Here is a 26,775-nt window from a genome sequence, read left to right as displayed (position 1 = left end):
GCGGGTGCGCCGAAGGGCGGATGCGGGCCGCGGGGGGCGGCTGTCTATCGTCTGCGCGTGGACGCAAGCCTGACACCCCGTACCGGCCGGCCGCTTCGCGCCCGGCTCGCCGCCGCCTCCCCGTGGCCCCGTAAGCGGATCATCGGGGAGGCCGTGCTCACCGTCGTGCTCTCCGCGACGGCGGGCCTCTTCGACGGTGATGCCGGATTCGGAGCGCGGGGCGTCGCCGTGGCCCTGTTCGTCGCCGTACTGTCGCTGGCCCGCCGCTCGCTGCCGGCGACGGTGCTGCTCGTCTCGTCGGCCATGGCCGGTGCGGTGGGCGGCGCGGCGCCGCTGCTGATGTACGCGAGCTGGTCGGCGGGCAGCCGCATCATGCGTCCCGGGCGGGCGCTGGCCGCGTACGCCGCGGGATTCGTCCTCTACCTCGCCGTGGGCGTCCGCAGCGCGGCCGACGAGGAGATCCGGCTGTCGCTGCTCATGACGGCCGCGCTGGCAGCGGGCACGTTTCTGGCGCTGGTGATCGTGCCGGGTCTCGCCTCCCGCTATCGCGCCCAGCGGCACGCGCTGCTCGACGCGCTGCAGCGGCACAACGCCCAGCTGGTGCGCGAGCAGGCGATGGTGGCGCGGCAGGCCCGCCTCCTGGAACGGCAGCGCATCGCCCAGGACATGCACGACAGCCTCGGCCACCAGCTCGCCCTGATCGCCGTGCACACCGGTGCGCTGGAGGTGGACCCGGAGCTGGGCGAACGGCAGCGGGAAGGGGTGGGCATCCTCCGGGAGGCCTCCAGGGCCGCGATGCGGGAGCTGCGCGAGGCGGTGGGCATCCTGCGGGACGGCGTCGAGGCGCCTGCCGGGCAGCGGCAGGACCCGGGCGACGCCGAGCCTCCGACGGCCCGCGTGGCGGCCGCCGTCGACGGTCTCGTCGAGGCGTCGCGGGCCGCGGGCGCGGCGATCGAGCTGCACCGCTCCGGCACCGTACGTCCCCTGGCGCCGGCCGCCGACCACGCGGCGTACCGCATCGCCCAGGAGGGGCTGACCAACGCGCACAAGCATGCGCCGGGCGCCCCGATCACGGTGGCGCTGCGCTACGAACCCGACAGCCTGCTGGTCGAGGTGTCCAACGGACCCGTGCCGGCCGGGGCACCGGCGGGCCCACCTGCGGTCAGCGGCGGCCAGGGCCTGGCGGGCCTGCGGGAGAGGGCCCGGCTGGTCGGCGGCATGGTGCACACCGGCCCCGGCCCCGACGGCGGTTTCCGCCTCGCCGGTGTGCTGCCCTACGGCGGTGGGGAGACCCTGCCGCGCCAGGACGGCGCGACCTCCGTCTCCCCGGACGACGACTTTCGGGGGCAGTTCGGCGGGGGCGCGGCGGGCGACGGTGGAGTGGTCTTCGACCGTTCCGATCCGCAAGGGGAGTTCGCCGCCATCATGAGCAGCAAGAAGAAGGTCGCCCTCGGCTGTGCCATCACCTCCGTCGTCCTCGTCGTGGGCGTTCTCGGCCTCGGGGCCTGGGGGTTGATGGCGCTGTTCGACGAGGTGGAGAGCGGCACCATATCGCCGAGCGTGTACAAGTCCGCGAAGGTCGGCGACGCCGAGAAGGATGTGAAGGCCAAGCTGCCGGAGGGCAGTTCCCTGCTCACCGACGGCCAGGAGAAGAACGGCCCGCCGCTGCCCGAGGGCGCGACGTGCCGTCACTATCTGGACATCGACGACGACATCGTCTACCGGTTCTGCTTCCGCGACGGGAAGCTGGTCGCCAAGGAGTCCTACAAGGGCAAGATCTGAACGGCGGCAACCAGATCGCACGGGTGACCGGATCGGGCATGATGGCGGGGCTCTGCCATCCGCTCATCACACCGACACCGTGCAGGAGGCCGCGTGATCCGGGTCCTCGTCGCCGACGACGAGCCGCTCATCCGGGCCGGCATCAGGATGATCCTCACCTCGGCCGACGACATCGACGTCGTCGCCGAGGCGGCGGACGGCCGGGCGGCGGTGGAGACCGCCCGGAGCACCGCGGTCGACGTGGCCCTGCTGGACATCCAGATGCCGGTGATGGACGGCCTGACCGCGCTGGCCGAGCTCGGCCGGGCCGCGCCGGGGGTGCGCGTGCTGATCCTGACCACGTTCGGCGAGCGCGACAACGTCCTGCGGGCCCTCGGCCACGGCGGCGCGGGCTTCCTGCTGAAGGACTCCGCGCCGCAGGAGCTGATCCACGCGGTGCGGGCGGCGGCGGCCGGCAACGCCTATCTGTCCCCGGCAGCCACCCGCCACGTCGTGGACACCCTCGCCTCCCCCGCCGCGACCGCGCGCGGGGAGGAGGCCCGCCGCCGGCTGGCCGGCCTGACCACCCGCGAACGCGAGGTACTGGCCCTGCTGGGCGAGGGCCTGTCCAACGCGGACGCGGGGGCCCGGCTGCACATGAGCGAGGCCACGGTGAAGACGTACGTCAGCCGCATCCTGACCAAGCTCGACTGCGAGAACAGGGTGCAGGCGGCCCTCCTGGCCCGGGACGCGGGCCTGGAGGCGGACGCGAACTGACCCCCGAATGCCGGCGGCCGCAACGCCTTCAGGGGCGCGGGGAACTGCGCGACCAGCCACTGCGGCGCCGCAGACTGACGACGGCCGAATCCCCCGCACTCCCAGCGAAGCGCTCAGCGCTCCAGCGTGCCGTTGAACCGCCGGGGCAGCCCCAGCGGATTGTCGTCCCGCAGCTCCGCGGGAAGCAGCGCCTCGGGCGCCCCCTGATAGGCGACCGGCCGCAGCCACCGCTCGATCGCCGTGCCGCCCACCGACGTCGACGTCGAGGTCGTCGCCGGGTACGGACCGCCGTGATGCTGGGCCGGCGCCACGGCGACACCCGTCGGCCACCCGTTCACCAGCACGCGACCGGCCAGCGGCGTCAGCTCCGCGAGGATCTCCGCGCCGCGCCCCTCGCCCGCCGTCTCCTCGGCCGACAGGTGAACCGTCGCCGTGAGGTTGCCGGGCAGCCGGGACAGCACGGCCTGGGCCTGGGCGTCGTCGTCGTAGCGGACGATGACCGTCACCGGCCCGAAGCACTCCTCCAGGAGCAGGTCGTGCGCGCTCTCGGCGGTCAGCTTCTCGGCCGCGACGGTCAGGAACCCGGCGCTGACCGTGTGCTCCCCGCCCGCCCCCGGAGTCACCGGCGACTCCACGTCCGGCAGTCCGGTGCGCTCGGCCACCCCGGCGATGAAGTTGTCCCGCATGCGGTGGTCCAGCAGGACACCCGCCTCGGTGTCGCTGACGGCGTCCGTGAGCGTCTTCAGCAGACGGTCACCCGCCGCACCGCTCGGCGCGAGCACGAGCCCGGGCTTCACACAGAACTGGCCGACGCCCAGCGTCATCGAGCCGGCCAGCCCCGTGCCGATGGCCTCGGCCCGCTCGGCGGCGGCGGCCTCGGTGATCACGACGGGGTTCAGGGAGCCCAGCTCGCCGTGGAAGGGGATCGGGACCGGACGGCCCGCGGCGGCGTCGAAGAGGGCACGCCCGCCCCGTACCGAACCGGTGAAGCCGGCCGCGGTGACCAGCGGGTGCCTGATCAGCTCGATGCCGGCCTCGAAGCCGTGCACCAGGCCCACCACGCCCGCCGGGATGCCGTGCTCGGCGGCAGCCGTACGCAGCACCTTGGCGACCAGCTCGGACAGCGCCGGGTGGTCGGGGTGGGCCTTGACGACGACCGGGCAGCCCGCGGCCAGCGCGCTGGCGGTGTCGCCGCCGGCGACGGAGAAGGCGAAGGGGAAGTTGGAGGCCGAGTAGACGGCGACGACGCCGAGGGACACCTTGTAGCGGCGCAGGTCCGGGATCGGCGGGGTCGCGGTGTCGTCGGGGTGGTTGATGACGACGTCGAGGAAGGCGCCCTCGTCGACGATGTCCGCGAAGGCCCTCAGCTGGTAGCAGGTGCGGGCGAGTTCGCCGGTGAGGCGGACCGGGCCGAGCGCGGTCTCGGCGTCGGCGGCCTCGACGAGGTGGTCCTTGGCGGCCTGGAGCCGGTCGGCGGCGCCGCGCAGGAAGGCCGCGCGGACCGTGCGGTCGGCGAGCGCACCACGCACCGCGTGCGCGGCGCGGACGGCGGCGTCCACCTCCTGGGCTGTGGCCTCCACCGCAACCTGTTCACGCTGCTTCCCGGTTCGGGGGTCGACACTCCAGACTGGTGCTGCTGCCACCGCGGGTCCCTCCACATGTAATGCCGCAGTACTGGGTCATCCACCAGGGTCGTTCGATATACTGAACGTTGTCTCTGATGATGAATATGCTTCGGAGACTATTTCCCGTCGAACGAAGGGGTCAAGGGCGATGTCGGCTGTCGAGACGGGGGGCGGAGCGCAGGTCAAGTCCGCGGTACGGACGGTTGAACTGCTCGAATACTTCGCCGGACGCCCCGGTATGCACTCCCTCGCGGCGGTCCAGGAGGCCGTCGGCTACCCCAAGTCGAGTCTGTACATGCTGCTGCGCACGCTCGTGGAGCTCGGCTGGGTGGAGACGGACGCGACGGGCACGCGATACGGCATCGGCGTACGGGCGCTGCTGGTCGGCACCTCGTACATCGACGGCGACGAGGTGGTCGCGGCGGCGCGACCGACGCTGGACCGCCTCTCGGACGACACGACCGAGACGATCCACCTGGCCCGTCTGGACGGCACGAACGTCGTCTACCTGGCCACCCGCCAGTCCCAGCACTACCTGCGCCCCTTCACCCGGGTCGGCCGCCGGCTCCCGGCCCACTCGACCTCCCTCGGCAAGGCGCTGCTGAGCACCTGCACGGACGAACAGGTCCGCAAGATGCTCCCGGAGACGCTCCCCGCGCTGACCGAGAACACGATCACCGACCGCGAGAAGCTCATCGAGGAGCTGCACCAGGTCCGCGAGCAGGGCTTCGCCGTCGACCGCGAGGAGAACACCCTCGGTCTGCGCTGCTTCGGCGTGGCGATCCCGTACCGCACGCCGGCCCGCGACGCGATCAGCTGCTCGGTGCCGGTGGCACGGCTGACGCCCGCGCACGAGCAGATGGTGAAGGACGCGCTGTTCGATGCGCGCGACAGGCTGACACTGGCCACTCGTAGGCTCTGATCCATGGATGTGGAACTCCGCGAGGTACACGACAGCGATCTGCCGGTCTTCTACAGGCAGTTGAACGACCCGGAGGCCCTGCGGATGGCGGCCTTCACCCCCAAGGACCCGGACGACCGGGACGCCTTCGACGCCCGCTGGAGCCGGATCCGGTCATCGGACGACGTGCTGCGCACGATCCTGGCCGACGGTGACGTGGTGGGCAGCGCGGCCGTGTACGGGGAGCCGGGCGAGCGGGAGGTCACCTACTGGGTCGACCGCGCGTACTGGGGCCGGGGTGTCGCCACGGCCGCCCTGCGGGGGCTGCTCACCGAGGTCCCCGAACGCCCGCTGTACGCGCGGGCGGCGGCGGACAACGAGGGCTCGCTGCGGGTGCTGTACAAGTGCGGGTTCCGGGTGAGCGCGCACGCGCGGGGCTTCGCGAACGCACGGGGCGAGGAGATCGACGAGGTCGTGCTGCACCTGGAGGGGTGAGGTCCCCTCCCCCGTCAGGCGGAGACGGATCATCGCCGTGCAGGAGGCGCCGACCGGCTCTCGCGCGGGAGCGTGGCCGTATGACGCAGACACTCGCTCCCACCCCGGAGACCGGCCACGCCGTCGGTCCCGGCAGGTCCCGTCGCGCCCTGCGGGCCGTCGCCATCGTCTCCTGCGTGCCCTATCTCTCGCTCAAGGCCGCCTGGATCGCGGGGAGTCGGATCGGCATCCCGGACGGCAGCTCGCTGCTGGAGCACCGGGCGAGCATGGCCGTCGCCAACAGCGTCACCGTGCTCATGGACGCGGCCGTCATCGTGCTCGCGCTGCTGCTGACCAGGCCGTGGGGGCTGCGGGTGCCCGCGTGGCTGCTCGCCCTCCCCGCCTGGGTGGCCACCGGGCTGCTCGCGCCGATCATGGCCGGGTTCCCGGTCCAGCTCGTCGTCGACGCGCTCGGCGGGTCCACGAACACCACCGCCGATGGTGAACCGTTCCTCGACGCCTGGGTCTTCGGCGTCGTCTACACCGGGTTCATCGTGCAGGGACTCACCCTCGGCGCCCTGCTCGTGCTCTACGCCCGCGACCGCTGGGGCCGGCTGTGGGAGGGGCGGGTCTGGGAGCTTCCGGCCGGCCTCATCGGGGCGGCCCAGCGTGCCCTCGCCGTCGCGGCGGCCCTGTGCGCGCTGCCGCCACTGATCGCCCATCTGCTGTGGGCGTGCGGCGGCACCGCCGGGCTCGACGAGACCCACCTGGCAGACCGGACCAGTGGCTTCTACGTCATGGCTGCCCTGTCCGCCGTGTTCCTCGCCATGGCCGCCACCGGCGGACTCCTCCTCGCCTTCCGGCGCGGCCCGGCCCTGCCCGTCGGGCTGCCTCTCGCCCTCGCCTGGGTCGGCTCGGCGGCCGCGGTCTGCTGGGCGGGCTGGCTGTCGCTGGCCCCGCTCACCGACGTCGCCGACGCCCCGACACCGCTGATGAACCTCGCCTACGCTGGCCAGATGATCGTCGGCATCCTCGTCGCCTGCCTCGGGGTTCACTTCCTCGCGGAGCGCTCCGCGAGCCGGAATCGTCGTACGGCGTGAGCCAGTTCATCGGCCTGTTGTTCGGCAGGCGGGCGCGCCGGCGGTGGATCCATCTGATCCTCGGCGGCGCGCTCGCCATGCCGTACGTCTTCGTCGGCCAGCTCGTCGTCGGTCCCGCCACGAACTCGCGGTACGTCTTCAACGACCTCCCTCTCCAACTGCTCTCCTTCGCCGTCGGGTTGCCCCTCGCCGCCCTCACCGCAGCCCTGTTCCCGCTGACCCGGCCCATGGAGGCCGGCGCGGTGCGGTCGCTGTGCGGTGTCGACGCCTGGCTGCTCGCCCACGGGCCCGCCCGTACGCGGGCGGCGAAGGGCGGGCGGCGGCCTGGTTCACGCTGCATCTCGGGTTCGGCGGGATCATCTCGGGGATGTCGCTGGCGGTGCCGCCGTTCGCCGGGTTCCTGACCTCGCTGCCGCTGCTGGTGTGGCTGGGCGGGGCTCGGCTCGTCGACCTGCCCGAGGCGCTCGACCAGACCTGGGTGCTGGCGCTCGCGCCGGTCGCCGGGGTGGCGACGCTCGTCGCGCTGGCCGGCTGCGCGGCCGTCTGCGGCTCGCTTCTCGCCCGCTGGGCGCCCGCGTTGCTCGGCCCCACGCCCGAGGACCGCCTCGCGGTGGCCGAGGCGCGCGCCGCCGACCTCGCCGTGCGCAACCGGCTAGCGCGCGAACTGCACGACTCCGTCGGCCACGCCCTGAGCGCCGTCACCCTGCAGGCGAGCGCGGCCCGCCGGGTCCTCGACACCGACCCGGGGTTCGTCCGCGAGGCCCTCGCCGCGATCGAGGACACGACCCGGCGCACGGTCGGCGAACTCGACGCCGTGCTCGGTGTGTTGAGAGACGGAGACGCCCCCGGTACGGCCCCTGCGCCCACCCTCGCCGCCGACCTCGCCGGCCTGCTGCACCGCACCCGCGCGGGCGGGCTCCGGGTGACCGCCACGGTCGGCGCCGACCCCGACGCCCTGCCGCCCGTGCTGTCCCGCGAGGCCTTCCGCATCGTGCAGGAGGGGTTGAGCAACGCCCTGAAGCACGCCGGGGAGCGGGTGAGCGTGACCCTGCGGATCGTGATCGCCGAAGGGCACCTGGAGATCACCGTGGAGAACCCGCTGACCCACGCCCCCACCTGCCGCCCCGGCGGCGGCCACGGCCTGCGCGGCGTCGCCGACCGCGCCCGGCTGCTGGGCGGGACGATGGAGGCGGGGCCGACGGAAGCGGTGGCGGCGGAGGGCATCTGGAGACTGCGCGTCCGGCTGCCGATGACCTGCCCGCCGACCCCGAGGGAACGCCCATGACGTCCCGCCCCACCATCCGTGTCGTCCTCGCCGACGACGAGCGCATGGTCCGCAGCGCCCTGCGCGCCATCCTCTCCGCCGAACCGGACCTGGAGGTGGTCGGCGAGGCCGCGACCGGCGCCGAGGCGGTGTCCGTCGTGCGGGAGCGGCGGCCCGACGTGGTCCTCATGGACGTCCGGATGCCCGAGATCGACGGCATCCGGGCCACCGAACAGATCCTCGCCACCCTCGACGAACCGCCCCGTATCGTCGTCGTGACCACCTTCGAGAACGACTCCTACGTGTACGACGCCCTGCGCGCCGGAGCGGCCGGGTTCCTGCTGAAGCGGGCGGACGCCGAGGCGCTCGTGCAGGCCGTACGGCTGGTCTCGCACACCGACACCCTGCTGTTCCCGTCGGCCGTACGCACCCTCGCGGCCGAGCACGCGCGCGCGTACCCGGCGCCGCCGCCCTGGGTGGCCAGGCTCACAGGCCGCGAGAGCGAGGTGCTGCGGCTGATGGCGCAGGGCCTGACCAACGCGGAGATCGCGCGGCGGATGGAGGTCGGCCCGGCCACCGTGAAGTCGCATGTGGCGGCGGTGCTGGCGAAGACCGGCACCCGGGACCGCACGCAGGCCGTGATCGCCGCGTACGAGGCGGGCTTCATGAACGCTCGATGAGAAATGGGGGCGCAAGGGAACGATTGCCCCCTTCCTGATCGTCCTCTCGGGTGGGATGAACAAGACGATCAGGCGGGCGTCCGTCTTCACGCTGCTCCTGGTGTTCGCTCTGCTGGTCAGGGCGACCTGGGTGCAGTTCTACGAAGGCCAGGCTCTCGCGGACGACAAGGACAACCGGCGGAACGCGATCGCGCTGTACAGCCAGCCGCTCGGCAACATCATCGTGGGCGGCGAGGCGGTCACCGGCTCGTCGCCGACGACGAGCGGCGACCTCGCGTACAAGCGGACCTACACGGACGGCTCGCTGTACTCGGCCGTGACCGGCTACAGCTCGCAGGCGTTCGGAGCCACCCAGCTGGAGGGCATCTATCAGGACCTGCTCGACGGGAGCGACACCCGCGTGAAGAGCGTGATGGACACGATCACCGACAAGCGGGCCGCCCCGGGCAACGTGGTCACGACGATCGACCCGGATGTCCAGAAGGCGGCCTACGAAGCGCTCGGCGACAACAAGGGCGCCGCGGTCGCGATCGACCCCAGGACGGGGAAGATCCTCGCGGTCGTGTCCACTCCGTCGTACGACCCGTCGCGGATCACCACCGGCGACTCGAAGGCCTGGACGCAGCTGACCAAGGACGCCGAGAAGCCGATGACGAACCGCGCGCTGCGGCAACCGCTGCCGCCGGGTTCGACGTTCAAGCTGGTCGTGGCGGCCGCCGCGCTGGAGGACGGCCTGTACTCGTCGGTGGACAAGAAGACGGACAGCCCGGACCCGTACGACCTGCCGGACTCGAGCAGCGACCTGGGCAACGAGAACCCCAACGCACCCTGTGAGAACGCCTCGATCAGGGTCGCCCTCCAGTACTCCTGCAACAACGTCTTCGGCAAGATGGCCGTCGACCTCGGCCAGGACAAGGTCAGGGCGATGGCCGAGAAGTTCGGCTTCAACGACGAGGAGCAGGACGTCCCGGTGCGGGCGTACCCCAGCGTGTACCCCTCCGACATGGACAAGCCGCAGACCGCGCTCTCGGGCATCGGCCAGTTCGACGTCACCGCGACCCCGATGCAGATCGCCATGGTGTCGGCCGCCATTGCCAACGGCGGCAAGTTGGTCTCGCCGCACATGGTGTCGCAGATCACCGATGGCGGCGGCGACGTCCTGGAGAACTACGACGACGGCGCCGAGACCGAGGAGATCGTCAGCTCGGACACCGCCGAGCAGCTCCAGTCGGCGATGCAGACGGTCGTCGAGGAGGGCACGGGCACGAACGCGCAGATCCCGGGCGCGACGGTGGGCGGCAAGACGGGCACGGCCCAGCACGGCGAGAAGAACAGCAAGACGCCGTACGCCTGGTTCACGTCGTACGGGAAGGCCGACGGCAAGGAGGTCGCCGTGGCGGTGATCATCGAGCAGTCGAACGCGGCCAGGTCCGAGGTCAGCGGCAACGGGCTGGCCGCCCCCGTGGCCAAGAAGGTGATGGAGGCGGCGCTCAAGAACTAGCAGGTCACTTGACGCCCAGGAGCTGCTCGATCGGGTTGATGGCGAAGTACACGAGGAACAGCGCCGACGTCCCCCACAGCAGCCAGTGGATGTCCTTCGCCTTGCCCAGCACCGTCTTGATCACGACATAGGCGAGGAAGCCCGCCCCGATGCCGTTCGTTATCGAGTAGGTGAAGGGCATGACGGCGATGGTCAGGAACGCCGGGATGGCGATCTCGTACTTGTCCCAGTCGATGTGCTTGACCTGGGTCATCATCAGGAAGCCGACGGCGACGAGCGCGGGGGCCGCCGCCTGGAGCGGGACGATGGTGAGCAGCGGGGCCAGGAAGAGCGCCAGGGCGAACAGGCCGCCGGTGATGAGGTTGGAGAAGCCGGTGCGCGCGCCTTCGCCGACGCCTGCTGCCGACTCGATGTAGGAGGTCGCCGAGGACGAGGAGGCCGCACCGCCCGCCGCCGCGGCGGCACCGTCGATCAGCAACACCCGGCCGAGGTTCGGCACCTTGCCCTGCTCGTCGAGGAGTCCGGCTTCGGCGCTGATGCCGACGACCGTGCCCATGGTGTCGAAGAAGTCGGACAGGACCAGCGTGAAGATCAGCAGCACGACGGTGATGGCGGTGGTCTCGCCGAACGCGCCGAACAGGCTGAAGTCGCCGAGGAGTCCGAAGTCGGGGGTGTCGACCACCTTGTCGGGCCACGCCGGCGTGGTCAGGCCCCAGGCCTTGATGTCGGCGACCGAGTTGATGATCATCGCGAGGACCGTCATGGTCACGATGCTGATCAGGATGGCGCCCTTCACCTTCCGGGCGAGCAGGGCGATCGTCAGCAGAACTCCGAGGCAGAACACGAGGATCGGCCACCCGGTGAGGGTTCCGGTGCCGCCCAGCTGAACCGGCACGGTGGTGTTCGCGAGGTCCGGGACACGGCTGACGAACCCGGCGTCGACGAAGCCGATGAACGCGATGAACAGGCCGATGCCGACGCTGATCGCCTGCTTGAGCGGCTGCGGGATGGCGTGCATGACGGCCTCGCGCAGCCCGGTGACCACCAGCACGCAGATCAGCAGGCCTTCGAGGACGACCAGGCCCATCGCGTCGTCCCAGGACATCAGCGGGGCGATCTGGAAGGCGACGACGGCGTTCAGGCCCAGGCCGGCGGCCAGGGCGAGCGGGAGGTTGCCGCCGACGCCCATGATGATCGTCATGACCGCGGCCACCAGGGCGGTGGCGGTGGTGAGTTGAACCGCATCCAACTGGTGGCCGAACTTGTCCTTCGCGCTGCCCAGGATGATGGGATTCAGGACAAGGATGTAGGCCATCGTGAAGAACGTGGCGAAGCCGCCGCGTATCTCACGGGCGAAGGTGGAGCCCCGTTCGGAGATCTTGAAGAACCGGTCGACGCTGTTCACGCCTGGCGGCGGGGCAGTTGACCGGTCGGCCACCTTCTGGGAATCGGACATGGCGGTTGCTCCTTGCTGCCTGGCTGATCGGTGTGCGGATGCTGGCTGGATTGTTCCCGCGTTGAACGCGCTTCAGGTTTTCTCCGTGTTACGGAATCAGGCCTGTTCACGTGCGACGTACCACACGTTGTTCGAGACCTCGTACGAACAGGGCATTCGATCACTGCTACGCTTCCGGACCTCGCAGCATGATCGCGGAAAGATCGCCGGACGATCACATGTCATACACATGCCACTCATAGGCAAGGAGGGCAGCCCGTGGGCACGGTCGTCGACGACGCCGCCTCCGTGGAGTTCCATGCCTTCTTCGAACGCCACTATGCCGAACTCGCCCGCCTGGCCCACCTGCTGACGGGCGATGCGGACGCGGCCGACGACCTGGCCGCCGACGCGCTGCTGGCGCTCTGGCACCGCTGGGACCGGGTCCGCGCGGCCGACCATCCGGTGGCGTACGCACGTGGCGTCGTGGCGAATCTGGCCCGCACCAGAATCCGCAGCGCGGTCCGGGAGCGGCGGCGGGTCGCCCTGTTCTGGTCGCAGCGCGAGGAGAAGACGGAGAACCCGGACGTCGCGGGCGTCGTCGACGTCCAGGAGGCGTTGCGTAGACTCCCGTTCCGCAAACGCGCCTGTGTGGTGCTGCGGCACGCTTTCGACCTCTCCGAGAAGGACACCGCGCTCGCCCTCGGGATCTCGGTCGGTACGGTGAAGAGCCAGACCTCGAAGGGGATGGCCGAGCTGCAACGACTGCTGGGGACGCGGGGTGCTCCCCTCAAGGTGCACGCGGCGGCGATGGTGCGCACCGAGGGCGCCGGAGGAGGGAACCGATGATGCGGCGGGACGTGCACGACGAACTGCGCGCCCGGCTGCACGATGCGGCCGAGGCGCACGAGCCCGACCGCGAGCGGATCCTGGTCCGGGTCGAGCGCGGCATGGCGGACCCCTCCGGGCAGACCCGCGCCGGCCACCGGGCGACCCGCCCGCCGGTGTACGGCTGGTTCAGGGTCGTGAGCGCGACGGCCGCGGTCGCCGGAGTGCTCGCGGTCGGCGGGTACGCGGTGGCCTCCGCCGTGAAGGAGGACACCCCGCAGCAGTCGGTGGCCACTTCGCCGACGCCCGCCCCGTCCCCGGACGCGACGAGCGGCGCCCCGGTGCCGCCCGCCCCGTCGGCGGACCCGACGGCGGAGCGGACGCCGGAGTCCCGCGAGACGACCACGGCACCGGCCCGGCAGCCGACCGCCACGACCGAGCCCCCCACCGCCGAGGGCGAGCAGGACGGCCCCCTGTGGTCGGACGGCTCGGTGGACCCGCACAGCAACGACTTCTGGGCGCAGAGCAACCTGACCCTGAAGACGAGCAGGCAACTCACCGCGCTCACCGTCCGGTTGAAGGTCAGGCAGACCGGCGGGGTCACCACGACAGGCGCCTGGCGCTCGCTGCCGGAGGAGGACTTCACGCTGACCGTCGAGGAGAAGGACGGCTTCCTCGTCTACACCTGGGCACTCAAGGGCGGGCGTACGGTCCGTGAGGGCGAGTGGGTGTTCGCGGGGCAGTACGACCATGACCACGGCGGCCGGGACGCGCGGGACGACAGCTATGCGATGACGGCCACGGCGGACGGAGAGCAGTTGTCCGTGACGGGTGGCTTCGCGGCGAAGGACGACAACGGCTCGGCGGCCGACGGGGATTCGTAGGGCACGATCCGGAAGCAACCTCCCGCAGTTTCTCGGCATCTGACATCACGTACGCGATCCGACATCGCCTACGCGTGAGCGAAAGCCCCCTGGACCTGCCGGCATGAGCCCCCCTCGGCCGGCAGAGCGGAACGCCCCGCCGGTGACGACCAGCGGGGCGTTCGCGCGTACGCCGGGCGCTAGTTCATGGGCGAGCCGATCGTCGTGGAGCCCGTCGTGAGGAAGGTCGTGGCGGGCAGCGAACCATCTGCCTTGCGAGCCCCGTACGCCGTGGCGGCGTCCGTGGACCGGAAGGCGGGGGTCGCGACCCCGCTGTCCCAGTTGTTCGCGGCGGAGACGGCCGACGACCCCAGCTCGGACGGTCCGCCCTTGTTGCTCACCGCGAGATTGCGGGCCAGCCGCGCCTTGCCGGTGGCGAAGTAGAAGCCGGACTCGGCGTTGGTGTAGGCGGTGTTGCGGTGGAGCACCATCGCACCGGTGCTGGAGTTCTCCGTGAAGCCGTGCAGGGTGTTGTCCCAGGCGGCGTTGGCGCGCACCTGGTGCGACACCGAGGCTCCCCCGCCACCCAGCTTGAAGCCGTTCCCGTTGCCCTCGAAGGCCGTGTCGCCCCAGCGGTTCCTGCCGTTGCCGAACGCCCAGGAGTTCTTGACGGTGACCGGCGAGGAGAACTGCCACAGGTCGACCCCGTCGTCCGAGTTGTCGTACAGGCGCGCGGCGTCGACGACGTTGCCCGTCCCGGAGCCGAACTTCACCGCGATCCCGTCCGCGTTCTGGCCGTGCCCAGCCGGGTCGTAGTTGCCGTAACTGTCGAGGTTCTGCACGAGGTTGTTCGTGGTGCCGTCGCCGCGCAGGGTGAAGCCGGAGTCGCCGTTGTTCGCGGTGACGAGGTTCCTGAAGACGCCGCCCGCCGAAGACGTGGCGACGAAGCCCTGGGCCGGGGAGTTCTGGAAGGTCAGGTTCTGGACGGTCCAGTAGTCGCCGTGGATGCCGGCCAGCCAGGAGCCGTCGGGCAGCTCGGACCCGTCGATCCGCACCTTCTCGCTGCCGTGGGCCTGCAGCGTGATCCTCGCCGAACCGGTGCCGCTCGCGGTGGACTTGAGGGTCGCCGACGGGGTGTACGTGCCGCCGCGGACCAGGATCGTCGTACCGGCGACGGCGCTCTTGACGGCCGACTCCAGCTGGGCGGTGGTGGACACGGTGACCGTCGTCGAGGCGGCCTCGGCGCCACCGCCGGAGAGGCCGAGGTGGACCCCGCCCGCTCCGGAGGCGAGGGCGACCGCCGCGGCGACGGAGAGGGTACGGGTCCTGCGGTGACGGCCGGTGCTCGGGCGCACGGGTGGTTCCTTTCCTGGGCCAACGGCGACGAAGCGGGCCGGAGGGGCCGCCCCGGCCCGCTTCTGGCATCCGGTCGCCGCCGTGGCCGGGATGGTTGCCGCGCCCCCGCGAAAGCGAGCGAAAGTTTCGCTCCCGTACGGCTCTCGCACACCGATTGACGTGCTGTTCCCCGCCGATGACACTCCGAGGCAGCTGGAGCGAACACAATCCCCCACCCGAATCCCCACACTCCCACAGGATGTGCCATGCGCCCCCGCACCGCCCGCACCCTCCTGCTCCCCCTGCTGGCTCTGCTTCTCACGCTGATCTACGCCCCGCCCGGCACGGCCGACTCAGGAGCACCACCCGTGAAGCCCGTGACGAACGACAAGTACGCCGGCTATCTCTTCGCCTACTTCACCGGCGAGGGCACCGCCGACGGTGAGCAGATCCGGTACGCCCTCAGCCGGGGCAACGACCCGCTGCACTGGCGGGAGCTGAACGCCGGGAAGCCGGTCCTCACGTCCACGATCGGCGAGAAGGGCCTGCGCGACCCGTTCGTGATCCGCTCCCCCGAGGGCGACCGGTTCTACATGATCGCCACCGACCTGCGGATGTACCGGAACAGCAGCGGCAGTTGGGACCAGGTCCAGCGGCACGGCAGCAAGTCCGTCATGGTCTGGGAGTCCACCGACCTCATCCACTGGACCGACCAGCGCCTGGTGAAGGTCTCCCCCGACAACGCGGGCAACACCTGGGCGCCGGAGGCCTACTGGGACGACAGCCTCGGCGAGTTCGTCGTCTTCTGGGCGTCGAAGCTGTACGCCGAGGACGATCCCGACCACACCGGATCGACGTACAACAAGATGCTGTACGCGACGACGAAGGACTTCCGCACCTTCAGCGAACCGAAGGTCTGGGACGACCCCGGCTACTCGGTCATCGACTCGACCGTGGTGCAGCACGAGGACACCTACTACCGCTACACCAAGGACGAGCGGGACCCCGGCTCCTCCAGTCCCTGCTCGAAGTTCATCACCGCGGAGAAGTCGACGAGCCTGACCGACACGTCGTACGACTTCGTCGCCGACTGCATCGGCAGCGGCGCGATGGAACGGGGCGAGGGTCCGACGGTGTTCAAGTCGAACACCGAGGACAAGTGGTATCTGTTCGTCGACGAGTACGGCGGCCGCGGCTATGTCCCCTTCGAGACCACCGACCTCGACTCGGGAAAGTGGACCCCGTCGCAGAACTACCAGCTGCCGGCAAGTCCCCGGCACGGCACGGTGATTCCGGTGACGCAGACGGAGTACGACCGGCTGCTGGGCGCGTATCCCGCGAGCCCCGCCTCGGTCGTGGACGCGACGGCGCGGGACCAGAAGGGTACGCGATCGTCACCGAGAGCGCGTCCAAGGTCGTACTGCCGATGCGGCCGGACGCCGACCTCTCGCGCCTGGCCCCGCGGCTGTGGGCGGGTGAGGGCGCGACGGTCAGCCCGCGCTCCGGCACCCGGCGCGACTTCCGCAAGCCGCAGAAGTACACGGTGACGGCCGCGGGCGGCACGCGCCGCACCTGGACGGTGGAGGCGGTGCGCACCCGCAGTCCGATCCTGCCCGGCCTCAACGCCGACCCCGATGTGCACTACCTGAACGGCGAGTACTGGATCTACCCGACGACGGACGGCTTCCAGGGCTGGAGCGGGACGCGGTTCAAGGCCTACTCGTCGAAGGACCTGGTCCACTGGAAGGACCACGGCGTCATCCTGGACCTGGGTCCGGACGTGAGCTGGGCCGACAAGTACGCCTGGGCGCCGGCGATCGCCGAGCGCGACGGCAGGTACTACTTCTACTTCTGCGCCGAGCAGCAGATAGGCGTGGCGGTGGCCGACTCGCCCGCCGGCCCGTTCAAGGACGCGCTGGGCAAACCGCTGGTCGCCAAGGGCGGTGCACTGCAGGGCCAGATGATCGACCCGGCCGTCTTCACGGACGACGACGGCACGTCGTATCTCTACTGGGGCAACGGGCGTGGGTACGTGGTCCCGCTGAACGAGGACATGGTGTCGTACGACGCCTCGAAGGTACGGGACATCACGCCGGACAACTTCCGCGAGGGCTCCTTCGTGATCAGGCGGAAGGGCACGTACTACTTCATGTGGTCGCAGGACGACACCCGCAGCGAGAACTACCACGTCGCCTATGCGACGGGACCGTCCCCGCTCGGCCCGTGGACCAAGCGGGGCACGATCCTGCAGAAGCGCCCCGAGTACGGAATTCTCGGCACGGGTCACCACTCCGTCGTCAACGCCCCCGGCACCGACGACTGGTACGCCGTCTACCACCGGTTCGCCCTGAACGGCCCCGGACGGCCGGGCGGTGACGGCATGCACCGGGAGACGACCATCGACCGTATGACCTTCGCGGACGACGGGACGATCGAGGCGGTGGTGCCGACGCTGGAGGGGATCAGGCCTGCGCGTGGGTGAGCCTCCGGGCGCGCGAGGCGGATGGCGAATTCGGGGTTCGGGTTCCATTCCGTTCGGGGGCGTCTGTGAATGATGTGCATGGCACCCGCAAAGCATCGCCCCCGAGCACGTCAGCTTGATCAGATACCCAATTGCCATCTAGCCGTGGCGTGTTAATGTTCCCCGCACCCGATGATCAAGGTTGTCGTCGGGAAAACGGGAGGAAAACAAGTGAATCGAAAGCTGGCTGTCGGAGTGCTCGCGACCGGGCTCTTTCTGACGGGCATGGGGACAGCGTTCGCCACAGCAAGCGAGGGAACGACCGGTGCGGCCGAGGCTCGTGCCGCGTGGAAGGGCATCCCCACGCTGAACAGCGGCGGTGTCCAGTTCAAGGACGGCAAGTACAAGTTCGAGCCTCCGCACACCAACAAGGGCGCCTTCCACTGGAAGGGCAACCTCCGGGACGCCGACCACGGCGACGGACACAACGTCTACATGCAGGTCCGCGTCGAGGGATACGGCTGGGGCCGGTTCAACGGCAAGCAGAAGAAGACCGTCTGGCTGGACAAGCTCAGTTACGACGGTGCCGCGCTGCACACTGATGACGCGTGGATACGGGCCTGCCGCGACCGGGGTTCGCTCCGCCCGGACAACTGCTCGGTGACGAAGGCATACCACCGCTAGGAGAGACTGACGGGTGACACCGTCAGTCACAGCAAAACCATTGGGCCCCGGTCTGACCAGCCGGGGCCCTCCGGCCTCCGGGGGACACGATCAGTACCAGTACGTCAGACACGTCACACATCCTTTCCGCGAGCGGTGTCGAGTTCTCCTACGGCTCCACCCTCGCCGTGCGCGACGCCCATCTCGCGCTCGCGCGGGGCGAGGTCGCGGCGATCACCGGGGCGAGCGGTTCCGGGAAGTCGTCGCTGCTCTACTGCCTGGCGGGGGTGCTGCCTCCGTCCCGGGGCCGGATCAGTTTCGAGGGGCAGACCTACGCCGACCTGGACGATGAGGAGATCAGCGCCCTGCGCCGGGAGCGGTTCGGATTCGTCTTCCAGTACGGCGAGTTGCTGCCCGAGCTGACCATCGAGGAGAACACTGCCCTGCCGCTGCGGCTCGCCGGTCAGCGCAAGCGGCCCGCGCTCAAGGCCGCCGCCGAGGTACTCGACCGGCTGGGGATCGCCGATCTGCGTGAGCGGCGGCCTTCCCAGGTGTCCGGCGGGCAGAACCAGCGCGTAGCCGTCGCCCGGGCCCTGGTGCACAAGCCTGCTGTCGTGTTCGCGGACGAGCCGACCGGCGCCCTCGACAGTGCCAACGCCGGTGCCGTTCTGAAGGAGTTCCTGGACCTGGCGCGCTCACAGGGCACCGCCGTGCTGCTGGTGACCCACGATTCGGCGGTGGCCGCCCGGGCCGACAGCCGCTACACCATGGCCGACGGAGTGCTCGCCCTCATGGGAGCGGCGGGATGAGGGAGTTCCTGCTCGGTCTACGATTGCTGTTCGGGTCCGGTCGGGGCAACCGCGCCCGGTTTGTGCTGATGACCCTGGGCGGGTCGCTCGGCGTGTGCTGTCTCGCCCTCGTCCTCACGATCCCGGCGATCCTCGATGCCCACGACGGGCGGGCCGCCGCCCGGTATCCCCGGGTCTACGCCGGTGAGCCGACCGGTCAGCGGACCCTGGTGCAGGAGTTCCGCGACCCGCACGGCTCCCGGCCGTTCGGCCGCGTCTTCATCGCCCCGGGCACACAGGACACGCCCGCGCCGCCGCCCGGCCTGAGCAGGCTGCCCGGCCCGGGCGAGGTGTACGTCTCCCCTGCCCTGCGCGACCAACTCCAGCGCGAGCCCGCGCTCAAGGGCCTGCTGCCCGGCACCGAGAAGGGCCTGATCGGCGCGGCCGGTCTGACCGATCCGAACGAGCTGTACGCCTACATCGGCACGACCCGTACCCAACTGGGTGGCGACGCACGGGCGTTGAAGAGCTTCGGCAGCCCGTACCCGCCCACCTGGGCCGTCGACCCTTCCACGCTGGAGATCCTCCGCTTCACTCTGGCCACCCTGGTCCTGCTGCCCCTCGCCGTCTTCCTGTCGGTGTGCGCCAAGCTGTCCGCCGCCAGCCGCAACCGCCGGCTCGCGGCCCTGCGCCTGCTCGGCCTCAGTGCGAAGGGCACTCAGCGGGTCAACGCCGCCGAGACCGTCGGGGCGGCCCTGCTCGGTGCGGCCCTCGGCCTCGCGGAGTTCTGGCTGCTCAACCAGATCGTCGCCCGGACGGGCCTGCCCGGCCTGAAGTGGTACGCCGCTGACGGCGCCGTGTCGGGGCAGACCATGGCCATCTGTCTGCTCGGTTGTCCGGCGCTGGCCTGGTTCGTCGGCCGGGCGAGCGCCCGCGCGGCGGCCCGGAACCCGCTCGCGACCCGCCGTACGGCGGCCCCCAGGACGCCCCGTGTCTGGGGTGGGCTGCTGTTCGTCACCGGCCTGGGGATCGTCATCGGCTTCAGTGCCACCGGCCTGACCGACCACCCCGCGCGCAGCGACGGCATCAACGCCCTCCTGGTGCCGGGCGGTGTGCTGCTGACCGGCCTCGGGCTGGTCCTGACGCTGCCGTTGCTGTCGTACCTGCTGGCCAAGCGGCTCGCCCGTTCGGGCAACCTCGCGCTCAACCTGGCCATGCGCCGCAACGAGGTCGAACCGGGCAGCGCGATGCGCGTGGTCACCGGCCTGGTCCTGCTGCTGTTCTCGGCGTCCCTCGCCCAGGGCGTCCTGGTCGAGCTGAGCCAGGTCTCGCGCAACACCTCGCCGACCCAGGAGTACGGTCTGCGGATGTCCCAGCTGAGCCGGGACCAGCAGCAACGGCTGCGCGAGATTCCCGGCGTGGATGTGTCCGCCGTCGTCATGGACTTCGACAACGACCTGCAGAGCGACACCGACGACAACCAGGCAACCGCCCTGATCGCCACCTGCGACCAGCTCGCCGCGCTGACCCGACGGGTCGAGGGCTGTGTCGACGGCAAGGTGATGCGCATGTCGGATCCGAACACCGGGGACGAGCCCTTCAAGACCTCCACCTACACGCTGGAGAAGGACGGCAAGCGCACGACCCTGCGCGTCCCGGTTCCGAAGGACACCGTGCTGTACGCGGGTCAGGGCGTGACGAACCTGTCCAGCGTCTACATCCTCGTCCCGCCCGGCAAGCTGCCGCCCGGCGCCGTCCCGGCGTCCGCCACGCTGCTCCTCGCCTCCACCTCGGACCCGTCGACGGTGCGCTCGGTCCTGGACGGGATCGGCGCGATCGCACCGACGGCCGACGTGGATCCGACGGGCATCAACATCGAGGCCCTGCAGCAGCTCACGGTGATCAAGACGCTCCTCGTGCTGGGCATGGTGATGGGTCTGGTCATCGGCGTCGCCGCGTTCCTCGTGTCGGTCACCGACCGGGCCGTGGAACGCCGGTCCCAGGTCACCGCCCTCGCCCTCATCGGAGCCAGGGCCGGCACCCTGCGCACGGTGCAGTGCCTGCAGGTCGTCCTGCCTCTCGCGATCGGCCTGCTGCTGGCCCTGGTCGCGGGCAAGCTGGCCGAGACCGCCTATCTGGTCACGGGCGGCGGCGAGATCTTCTGGGACGGCGCGGGCGTGCCGGTACTGCTGGTCTCCACCCTCGGCGTCCTCGCCATGGCGATCATCGGCACCCTCCCTCTGGTCGGCCGCCGAATCGACCCGGAGCTGATTCGCCGGGACTGACGGGACGTACGCGACTACCCCTTGAAGCGGGCCGGAGGACGCGATCCTCCGGCCCGCTTCCCGATACTTTCACCACCTCGTGCAGCACCCTGCGGCCACCCAGGGTGCCCAATCCCCGAGGTACACCTGCCGAGTCGCTGACTCGGCCTGTCCGGCGGTGAGTTGGGGCCGGTTTTCCGGGACGGTGATCTTCGCTCCCGGCCCGGTGTTGCGGTACTCGGCGAACCGCTGCTCCTGCCAGGGGAAGGACTCCGACATGTTGGTGTAGGGCGCGACCTCGTCGATGCCGGGGCCGAGGTGGGTGTCGCGGACGGTGAGCGACGGGTGGGCGGTCGGGTCGGAGCTGGGCACCCAGGGGCGGGCCAGCTTGTAGTAGGCGTCCGGGGCCTCACTGGTGATACGGCTCCGGGTCACCAGGTAGCCGCGCGGATTGGCGCCTGCCGTCGAAGGCGCGAAGACGAAGCCGTACGGGGCCGACGCCAGGTCGGTCCGGTTCAGGGTCCGGAAGTGGCAGTGCTCGTAGACGGCGGTGGCCCGACCGAAGACGAAGTCGACGTCACCCTCGACGTAGCAGTGCGCGAAGTACTGGCGGGCGAAGACGCCGAGGGCCATGGAGTCGGCGTACAGCGTGTCCTGGTGGCCGAGGAACCGGCAGTGGTGGAAGGCGGACCTGTCGCCCTGCACCTTGATGGCGACGGCCTGGGTGCCGCCGACGTCGGGGTGGTCGGCGCGCAGCCAGTCGTTGGCGAAGGTGAGGTCGCGGGCGGTGAAGCCGTCGGCCTGGACGAGGGTGGTGGCGGAGCCGGTGGTGCCGTAGGTGCCGCCGCCGGGCTTGGGGGTGCCGGCGGCGTTGTCGTACACGATGACGACGTCACGCGGGTCGTCGCCGGCCCCGAGCCACGTCATCTCCGTGCGGGTCACGTCGACGGCGACCGTCTCCCGGTACGTCCCCGGCGCGATGACCAGCGTCCAGCCGCTTCCGCTCGCGGCGGTCACGGCGGCCTGGACGGAGGTGAAGTCGCCGTGCCCGGCGAGGTCGACGTACAGGGTCCGGTCGGTCAGGCGGTCGGCCGGGGAGCCGTAGCGGCCGAAGGGGCACGGTCCGGCAGCCCGGGCGGGGGCCGATGCCAGGCCGAGCGCGGCCCCGGCACCGGCCAGCAGGAATCCCCTTCTGGAAAGGGGAGGTTGAAGGTGGGGCGAGGGCATGCGGGTGCTCCTTCGCGGTGCGGCTCGGACTGAGGGTTGTCGGGGAGGGGCGACCGTGCGCCCCTCCCCCGTTCGCTGAGGTCAGCGCAGGCGTCCGGCGCCCGCCCCGTGGGCGACGATTCCCGGGACGGACTTGGGGTGGTCGACCTTCGTCCGCAGAGTCGGTGTCCACCCGGCCCCGGACTGGAGGGTCTCCTGAGGGATCTCGGCGTTGTGGACGGCGATGAGGTCCGTCCGCTTCCCGTTGACGTAGTTGTTCTCGGCGGTCAGCGGCGCCTCGTTCCACTTCTTCAGCGCCTTGCCGGCACTGGCGCCGGCCGGCAGCGAGATGGCGTTGTGGGAGGCGTGCAGTTGCGAGGAGATGCCGATGCCGAAGATGTAGTAGTCGGACTTCTGCTCCTCGGTCACCACGTAGTGGTTGTTGTAGGCGTCGACCTGTCCGAACCGCACGCGCGGGGAGCGCTGGAGGATCCCGTCGAAGCGGTTGTGGTGCAGGGTGACCTTGAGCTTGCCGGCGTCCTCGGCGGCGGTGCTGTCGCTGTTGCCGATCAGCATGTTCTTGTCGTGGTTCTCGAAGGAGTTCCAGGACACGGTCACGTGGTTGGCGCCGCGCACGATGTCCGTCAGCCCGTCGTGCTGCTGGAAGACCTTGCCGAAGTAGGCCGGCCGGGTGCTGTCGGGGTAGCGCCCGTCGGTGAACGTGTTGTGGTCGATCCACACCTGGTCGGTGCCGTGGACGACCACGGCGTCGTACTCGGAGTTCCAGTTGCCGGTCTTGTTGTCGTCGGTCGGGTCCCACTTGGGGAAGCAGTCGAGCGGGGCCTCGATGGTGAGGTTGCGCAGGATGACGTTCGAGACGGCCTTGATCTGGAGGCTGCCGCCGAGGATGCCGGAGTTCCTGCCGACGCCGACGATGGTGGTGTTGCTGGGGACGGCGGCCTTGATCGCCGAGTCCTGGGCGGCGGCGGACGCGACCCGCAGGTCCTCCTGGGGGCCGCTGGCGGGCTTGTCGTTGCCCCAGACGGCCGGGTCGTAGTCCTTCAGGTACTGCTGGAAGTCGTACCCGTCGGCGGCGAAGGCGTCGCAGCCAGCGGAGACGGCGTCGATCATGCCCTTGACCTTGATGATCTTGGGAGCACTGCCCCCGGCCTTCAGTGCGGCCTTGAACTCGGCCCAGGTGGTGACGGTGTACACGTGCTCGGAGTCGGCGGCCGACCCGCCGGTCGTCCCCGCCCCCGCAGAGCCCCAGCCGTCACCCGGAGCAAGAACCTGACGGCCGAGGTCACGGGGCCCTGCTTGCGCCCCGGTACCGGTGAGACCGAGGACGAGGGCCGTGCAGCCGATCAGAACGGCAGCTCTCTTTGTGGCATGCCCATGCCATATCTGTGCGTTCATTGTGCGGCTCTCTTCTGCAGTCGGGGTGGTTACGCGGCGGAGGCTTCCGGCCAGGTGATCCAGGACTCCGGGATCTCCTCGCCGAGACGGCGCACGTCCTGCGGGCCGAGCACCCGCGTACGCAGCAGCTCCCGCACCACGAGACGCGCCACAGCGATCGCGCCCGGCGGGTTGAAGTGCGTGTTGTCCTGCTCGGTGGCGGTCCAGTTGAAGTACGTCTTCGTCTCCTCGACCCCGATCCGCTGCCACAACGCGAGCGACAGCGCCTGAGTGTCGAGCAGCGCGACGCGCTCCTCCCGGGCGAGCGCACGCATCGCCGCCGGATAGTCGCCGTGGGTCGGCAGAGCGTTGCCGTCACCGTCGAACCTGCGGCGCTCGACGGCGGTGCCGAGAACGGGTCGGGCACCACGGGAACGGGCGCCTTCGATGTGGAGGCGCAGGTAGTCCTGGTAGGTGGTCCAGGGCTCGGTGTACCGGGTGGGGTCGGTGGCCTTCTCGTCGTTGTGCGCGAACTGGATGAGCAGGAAGTCCCCGGGCCGGATGGCGGCGAGGACGACATCGAGGCGCCCTTCGTCGACAAAGCTCTTGGAACTGCGCCCGTTCACCGCGTGGTTGGAGACGAGCAGGTTCTTGCGCAGGAAGAAGGGGAGCGCCATGCCCCACCCGGTCTCGGGGGCGGCGTCGGCGTATTTCTGGGCGGCGGTGGAATCACCGGCGATGTAGAGGGTGTGGGTGCGATGGCGCTGACTTGCCTGGGCGGTACCGATGCCAGAGAGGGCGAGCGGAACGGCTGCGACGGCCGCCGAACTGACCTGTCTACGGGTAAGAGACACGCGGGTGCCTTTCAGCGCGGGGAGGTGTACCCCTAGGGGCGCGGGGAACTGCGCGACCAGCCACGACAAGACCCGCAGCCGGCCGCGCACAGAACCGACCGAGCTCTCAGCCGTTACGCGACTTCCACTCGGCCTGAGCCTCGTTCAGCTGACCCGCCACCGTGTCCAGGAACTCCTTGGCGCTCATGTCCCCGTTCAGCACCTTCTGAAGGTTCGGCTCGTTGTCGGCCTTGGAGATGGTGTTCCAGTCGGGCAGGTAGTACGGCAACTGCACAATCGTCGTGGACCCGTCGGTCAGCGCGGCGGCAGCCAACTTCGTAGGCTCGGCCTCAGAAATCCACGCGTCCTTCGCCGCGTCATTGTTCGACGGCACCTGCCCAGCCGCCTTGTTGAACTTCGAGTTCTCCTCACGCGACGTGGCGAACTCGATGAACTTCCAGGCGGCATCCTTGTTCTTGGAGCTCTTGAACAGCCCCATCCCGTCAACGGGGTTGGACACCTGCACCCGCTTACCGCCCGAGCCGACCGGCTGCGGAATACCCCGGAACTTTTCGGTCCCCAGCGCCTTCACATGGTCCTGGTACGACCCGAGGTTGTGGTTGAGCATTCCGATCGTGCCGGAATCCCACTGGGCGACCATCTTGGTGAAGTCGTTGTTGAGGTCGGCTGCGGGAGTGACCTTCTTGTAGAGCGCGGCGTACTTCTCCAACGCGGCCACGTTCTTGGGGTCGTTGACGGTCGTCTTCTCACCGCTCGTGTCCCAGAAGGACGTGATCCCGGACTGCCCGTACATGGCGTCCAGCGCCTGCGCGATGGAGCCGGACCCGCCACGGATGGTGTACCCGAACTCGTTCTTCCCGGCGTCGGTCAGCTTCTCGGCGGCCTCGTAGAACTTGTCCCAGGTCGCCGGCTCGTCCAGCCCGGCCTTCTTGAACAGGTCGGTGCGGTAGTACAGCACACCGTTGTTGGCGGAGGTCGGCACCGAGTACAGCTTGCCGTCACCACCCCCCGCGGCCTTCAGCGAGGCGACCATGTCCTCGTTGAGTTTGCCGTTCAGGGAGGACTTGTCGAGCCGGTCGTCCAGTGGCTCCAGCGCGTTCTGCGCGGCGAACCCGGCGAGCATCGCCGCGCCGACGCCGCCGACGTCCGGCAGGCCGCCGCCCTGGATGGCGGTGTCCACCTTGGACTGGTAGTCGGTGGACGGGATCCCGACGTACTCGACCTTGATGTCCGGGTTGGCCTTCTCGAACTCGGCGATGATCTCCTTCCAGCTGTCGGTGCGGACACCGCCGTTGTTGTCCCAGAAGACGATCTTTCCGGTGCCGCTGCCCTCGGCACCCTTGTCACCGCCCGCGCTGCTCCCGTCGTCACCGCAGGCGGTGGCGGTCAGGGCGAGGACGGAGCCCAGAGCGACGGCCACGGCCGCGCGCCTGCTTCTGCGAATGCTGGTCTTCATTGGTCGGCTCTCTTCTTCTGGATCAGACGGAGACATGAAGTTGTGGGGGTCTTCGAGGCGCGAGCGGAACTCAGCGACGGGCATACGGCGCCCAACCGTCGGCACCCTTGAGGTGGCCGATCCACTGCTGCGGCCCGGAGAAGCGCGTCACCAGCGTCGGCACGGCGGCCGCGGGGTCCAGCCGGTAGTCGTAGAAGTCCCGCGGATCGAAGGCGGCACCCCACTCGTCGTGCCGGCCGGTCGTGTTCCTGAGGATCGACCCGCGTTGCACCAGCTCCGCGGTGGCGTCGGCCTGGTAGGGGTGCTGGACGTCGCGGTAGTAGCTGTTCTCGATGACCATCTTGGTCCGGCCCCGCGACCAGTTGCCGTACGTCCACACCGGGTCGCCCGGATCGGCCTGTGCCGTCAGGTAGTTGTTGTACAGATGCGCGTAGGCGGCGTTGTCGACGGACGGGTTGCGCTGCTTGGTGCCGGCGAACCAGTTGTGGTCGATCGTGATCTGCGTCCTGACGTTGGTCGTCCAGCCGAGCCCGAAGGTCTTGTTGTTGTTCTCGAACCGGTTGTAGGAGACGGTCACGTACTCGCTGTCCTTGCGGACGTCCAGCTGGCCGTCGCAGATGTTCGAGAAGCGGTTGTGGTCGACCCACACGTGGTGGACGGTGTCCATCTGGATGCCGTCGAAGTCGGTGTCCTTGCAGTCCCAGTTGCCCTCGATCGCCGAGTCACGGATCGTCAGGTTGCGGATGATCACGTTGTGCGTGCCGGGTTCGAGGTGGAACTCGCCCTGCACCAGTTCGCCGCTCGTGCCGACGCCGACGATGGTCTTGTCGGAGGCGACGGTGATGCTCGCGCCGAAGGGCTGCGCGGTGATGGCGCCCCGCACCCGGATGACGTACGGCTCCTTTGCCGCCGCGTACTTGGCCAGGGAGGCCTGGTCGGTGACGGTGACGACCTCGCCGCCCGCCCCACCGGTGGTGCCCCCGGCGAGGGAGGCGAAGCCGTGGGGTCGGTCGGTCCGGCGATCGGCGGAAGACGAAGCCGTCGTCGGACTCGCGGCGTCCGCCTCTCCGATCGCCCCGAGGCTCAGCGCGGCGACAAGGCCCATGACGGCGGCCAGGACCGTGCCGTACCCCGGTCTGTGCAA

At 70.2% G+C, this 26,775-nt stretch carries 20 protein-coding genes and 2 pseudogenes; 14 read left to right on the top strand and 8 right to left on the bottom strand.

The window, feature by feature from the left end; all coding sequences use genetic code 11:
* The first annotated feature begins 57 nt into the window (after positions 1 to 57).
* Together OHO27_RS32955 and OHO27_RS32950 are read left to right on the top strand one after the other, a co-directional pair.
* Positions 58 to 1,782 (top strand): sensor histidine kinase, encoded by a 1,725-nt coding sequence (locus OHO27_RS32955; protein ID WP_328428602.1) that lies wholly within the window; start codon positions 58 to 60, stop codon positions 1,780 to 1,782.
* A 93-nt stretch (positions 1,783 to 1,875) separates the two neighbouring features.
* Positions 1,876 to 2,538 carry a response regulator transcription factor gene (locus OHO27_RS32950; RefSeq protein WP_328428601.1) on the top strand — a complete coding sequence of 221 codons (663 nt, stop codon included), beginning with the start codon at positions 1,876 to 1,878 and terminating at the stop codon, positions 2,536 to 2,538.
* Between the two features lie 113 nt (positions 2,539 to 2,651).
* Here OHO27_RS32950 and OHO27_RS32945 read toward each other — a convergent pair whose 3' ends face one another.
* Positions 2,652 to 4,181 carry an aldehyde dehydrogenase (NADP(+)) gene (locus OHO27_RS32945; protein WP_443059642.1) on the bottom strand — a complete coding sequence of 510 codons (1,530 nt, stop codon included), beginning with the start codon at positions 4,179 to 4,181 and terminating at the stop codon, positions 2,652 to 2,654.
* A gap of 130 nt (positions 4,182 to 4,311) precedes the next feature.
* Here OHO27_RS32945 and OHO27_RS32940 point away from each other — a divergent pair, with 130 nt between their 5' ends.
* From OHO27_RS32940 to OHO27_RS32915, 6 genes and pseudogenes are all read left to right on the top strand, one after another.
* The gene (locus OHO27_RS32940) at positions 4,312 to 5,085 is read left to right on the top strand and encodes an IclR family transcriptional regulator (RefSeq protein ID WP_328428600.1); all 774 of its coding nucleotides are present in this window, start codon (positions 4,312 to 4,314) and stop codon (positions 5,083 to 5,085) included.
* A gap of 3 nt (positions 5,086 to 5,088) precedes the next feature.
* Complete coding sequence (locus OHO27_RS32935; RefSeq protein ID WP_328428599.1) at positions 5,089 to 5,559, top strand: GNAT family N-acetyltransferase; 471 nt, start codon at positions 5,089 to 5,091, stop codon at positions 5,557 to 5,559.
* A gap of 80 nt (positions 5,560 to 5,639) precedes the next feature.
* Positions 5,640 to 6,638: a hypothetical protein gene (locus OHO27_RS32930; protein WP_328428598.1), complete on the top strand. Its 999-nt coding sequence runs from the start codon at positions 5,640 to 5,642 to the stop codon at positions 6,636 to 6,638.
* Positions 6,635 to 7,923 (top strand): annotated as a pseudogene (locus OHO27_RS32925) (sensor histidine kinase). The gene OHO27_RS32930 and the pseudogene OHO27_RS32925 overlap by 4 nt, the downstream one beginning before the upstream one ends.
* Positions 7,920 to 8,582 carry a response regulator transcription factor gene (locus tag OHO27_RS32920; protein ID WP_328428597.1) on the top strand — a complete coding sequence of 221 codons (663 nt, stop codon included), beginning with the start codon at positions 7,920 to 7,922 and terminating at the stop codon, positions 8,580 to 8,582. Before OHO27_RS32925 ends, OHO27_RS32920 begins: the two are co-directional and overlap by 4 nt.
* A gap of 55 nt (positions 8,583 to 8,637) precedes the next feature.
* Positions 8,638 to 10,083, top strand: coding sequence for a peptidoglycan D,D-transpeptidase FtsI family protein (locus tag OHO27_RS32915; protein WP_328428596.1), 1,446 nt, complete (start codon positions 8,638 to 8,640; stop codon positions 10,081 to 10,083).
* Positions 10,084 to 10,087: 4 nt separating this feature from the next.
* Here OHO27_RS32915 and OHO27_RS32910 read toward each other — a convergent pair whose 3' ends face one another.
* Positions 10,088 to 11,539 carry an NCS2 family permease gene (locus OHO27_RS32910; protein WP_328428595.1) on the bottom strand — a complete coding sequence of 484 codons (1,452 nt, stop codon included), beginning with the start codon at positions 11,537 to 11,539 and terminating at the stop codon, positions 10,088 to 10,090.
* Positions 11,540 to 11,797: 258 nt separating this feature from the next.
* Between OHO27_RS32910 and OHO27_RS32905 the strand changes: the two genes are divergently transcribed.
* Both OHO27_RS32905 and OHO27_RS32900 read left to right on the top strand, forming a co-directional pair.
* The gene (locus OHO27_RS32905) at positions 11,798 to 12,367 is read left to right on the top strand and encodes a SigE family RNA polymerase sigma factor (protein ID WP_328428594.1); all 570 of its coding nucleotides are present in this window, start codon (positions 11,798 to 11,800) and stop codon (positions 12,365 to 12,367) included.
* A complete protein-coding gene (locus OHO27_RS32900; RefSeq protein ID WP_328428593.1) occupies positions 12,364 to 13,230 on the top strand; it encodes a hypothetical protein in 867 nt (288 codons plus the stop codon). The genes OHO27_RS32905 and OHO27_RS32900 overlap by 4 nt, the downstream gene beginning before the upstream one ends.
* Before the next feature lie 179 nt (positions 13,231 to 13,409).
* Here the strand turns inward: OHO27_RS32900 and OHO27_RS32895 are convergent, their stop codons facing one another.
* Positions 13,410 to 14,564 carry a right-handed parallel beta-helix repeat-containing protein gene (locus OHO27_RS32895; RefSeq protein WP_328428592.1) on the bottom strand — a complete coding sequence of 385 codons (1,155 nt, stop codon included), beginning with the start codon at positions 14,562 to 14,564 and terminating at the stop codon, positions 13,410 to 13,412.
* 246 nt (positions 14,565 to 14,810) lie between these two features.
* Between OHO27_RS32895 and OHO27_RS32890 the strand changes: the two are divergent.
* The 4 genes and pseudogenes from OHO27_RS32890 to OHO27_RS32875 all read left to right on the top strand — a co-directional run bounded on the left by OHO27_RS32890 (position 14,811) and on the right by OHO27_RS32875 (position 20,741).
* A pseudogene (locus OHO27_RS32890) lies at positions 14,811 to 17,026 on the top strand (family 43 glycosylhydrolase).
* Positions 17,027 to 17,236: 210 nt separating this feature from the next.
* Positions 17,237 to 17,689 (top strand): hypothetical protein, encoded by a 453-nt coding sequence (locus OHO27_RS32885; protein ID WP_328428591.1) that lies wholly within the window; start codon positions 17,237 to 17,239, stop codon positions 17,687 to 17,689.
* 167 nt (positions 17,690 to 17,856) lie between these two features.
* Complete coding sequence (locus OHO27_RS32880) at positions 17,857 to 18,477, top strand: ABC transporter ATP-binding protein (RefSeq protein WP_328428590.1); 621 nt, start codon at positions 17,857 to 17,859, stop codon at positions 18,475 to 18,477.
* A complete protein-coding gene (locus tag OHO27_RS32875) occupies positions 18,474 to 20,741 on the top strand; it encodes an ABC transporter permease (RefSeq protein ID WP_328428589.1) in 2,268 nt (755 codons plus the stop codon). The genes OHO27_RS32880 and OHO27_RS32875 overlap by 4 nt, the downstream gene beginning before the upstream one ends.
* 69 nt (positions 20,742 to 20,810) lie before the next feature.
* Here OHO27_RS32875 and OHO27_RS32870 read toward each other — a convergent pair whose 3' ends face one another.
* From OHO27_RS32870 to OHO27_RS32850, 5 genes are all read right to left on the bottom strand, one after another.
* Positions 20,811 to 21,947 (bottom strand): pectinesterase family protein, encoded by a 1,137-nt coding sequence (locus tag OHO27_RS32870; RefSeq protein WP_328428588.1) that lies wholly within the window; start codon positions 21,945 to 21,947, stop codon positions 20,811 to 20,813.
* 81 nt (positions 21,948 to 22,028) lie between these two features.
* Positions 22,029 to 23,342 carry a pectate lyase family protein gene (locus OHO27_RS32865; protein ID WP_328428587.1) on the bottom strand — a complete coding sequence of 438 codons (1,314 nt, stop codon included), beginning with the start codon at positions 23,340 to 23,342 and terminating at the stop codon, positions 22,029 to 22,031.
* A gap of 29 nt (positions 23,343 to 23,371) precedes the next feature.
* Positions 23,372 to 24,175 (bottom strand): rhamnogalacturonan acetylesterase, encoded by an 804-nt coding sequence (locus tag OHO27_RS32860; RefSeq protein WP_328428586.1) that lies wholly within the window; start codon positions 24,173 to 24,175, stop codon positions 23,372 to 23,374.
* A gap of 106 nt (positions 24,176 to 24,281) precedes the next feature.
* Entirely contained in the window at positions 24,282 to 25,631 is a 1,350-nt protein-coding gene (locus tag OHO27_RS32855; RefSeq protein WP_328428585.1) for an ABC transporter substrate-binding protein, read from the bottom strand.
* A 70-nt stretch (positions 25,632 to 25,701) separates the two neighbouring features.
* On the bottom strand, positions 25,702 to 26,775 hold the full coding sequence (locus OHO27_RS32850; RefSeq protein ID WP_443059641.1) for a pectate lyase family protein: 1,074 nt from the start codon (positions 26,773 to 26,775) through the stop codon (positions 25,702 to 25,704).

The sequence above is a fragment of the Streptomyces sp. NBC_00443 genome, assembly GCF_036014175.1.
GTDB lineage: Bacteria > Actinomycetota > Actinomycetes > Streptomycetales > Streptomycetaceae > Streptomyces.
Note: the sequence above shows the minus strand (reverse complement) of the source record. Positions and strands in the feature narration are given on the sequence as shown.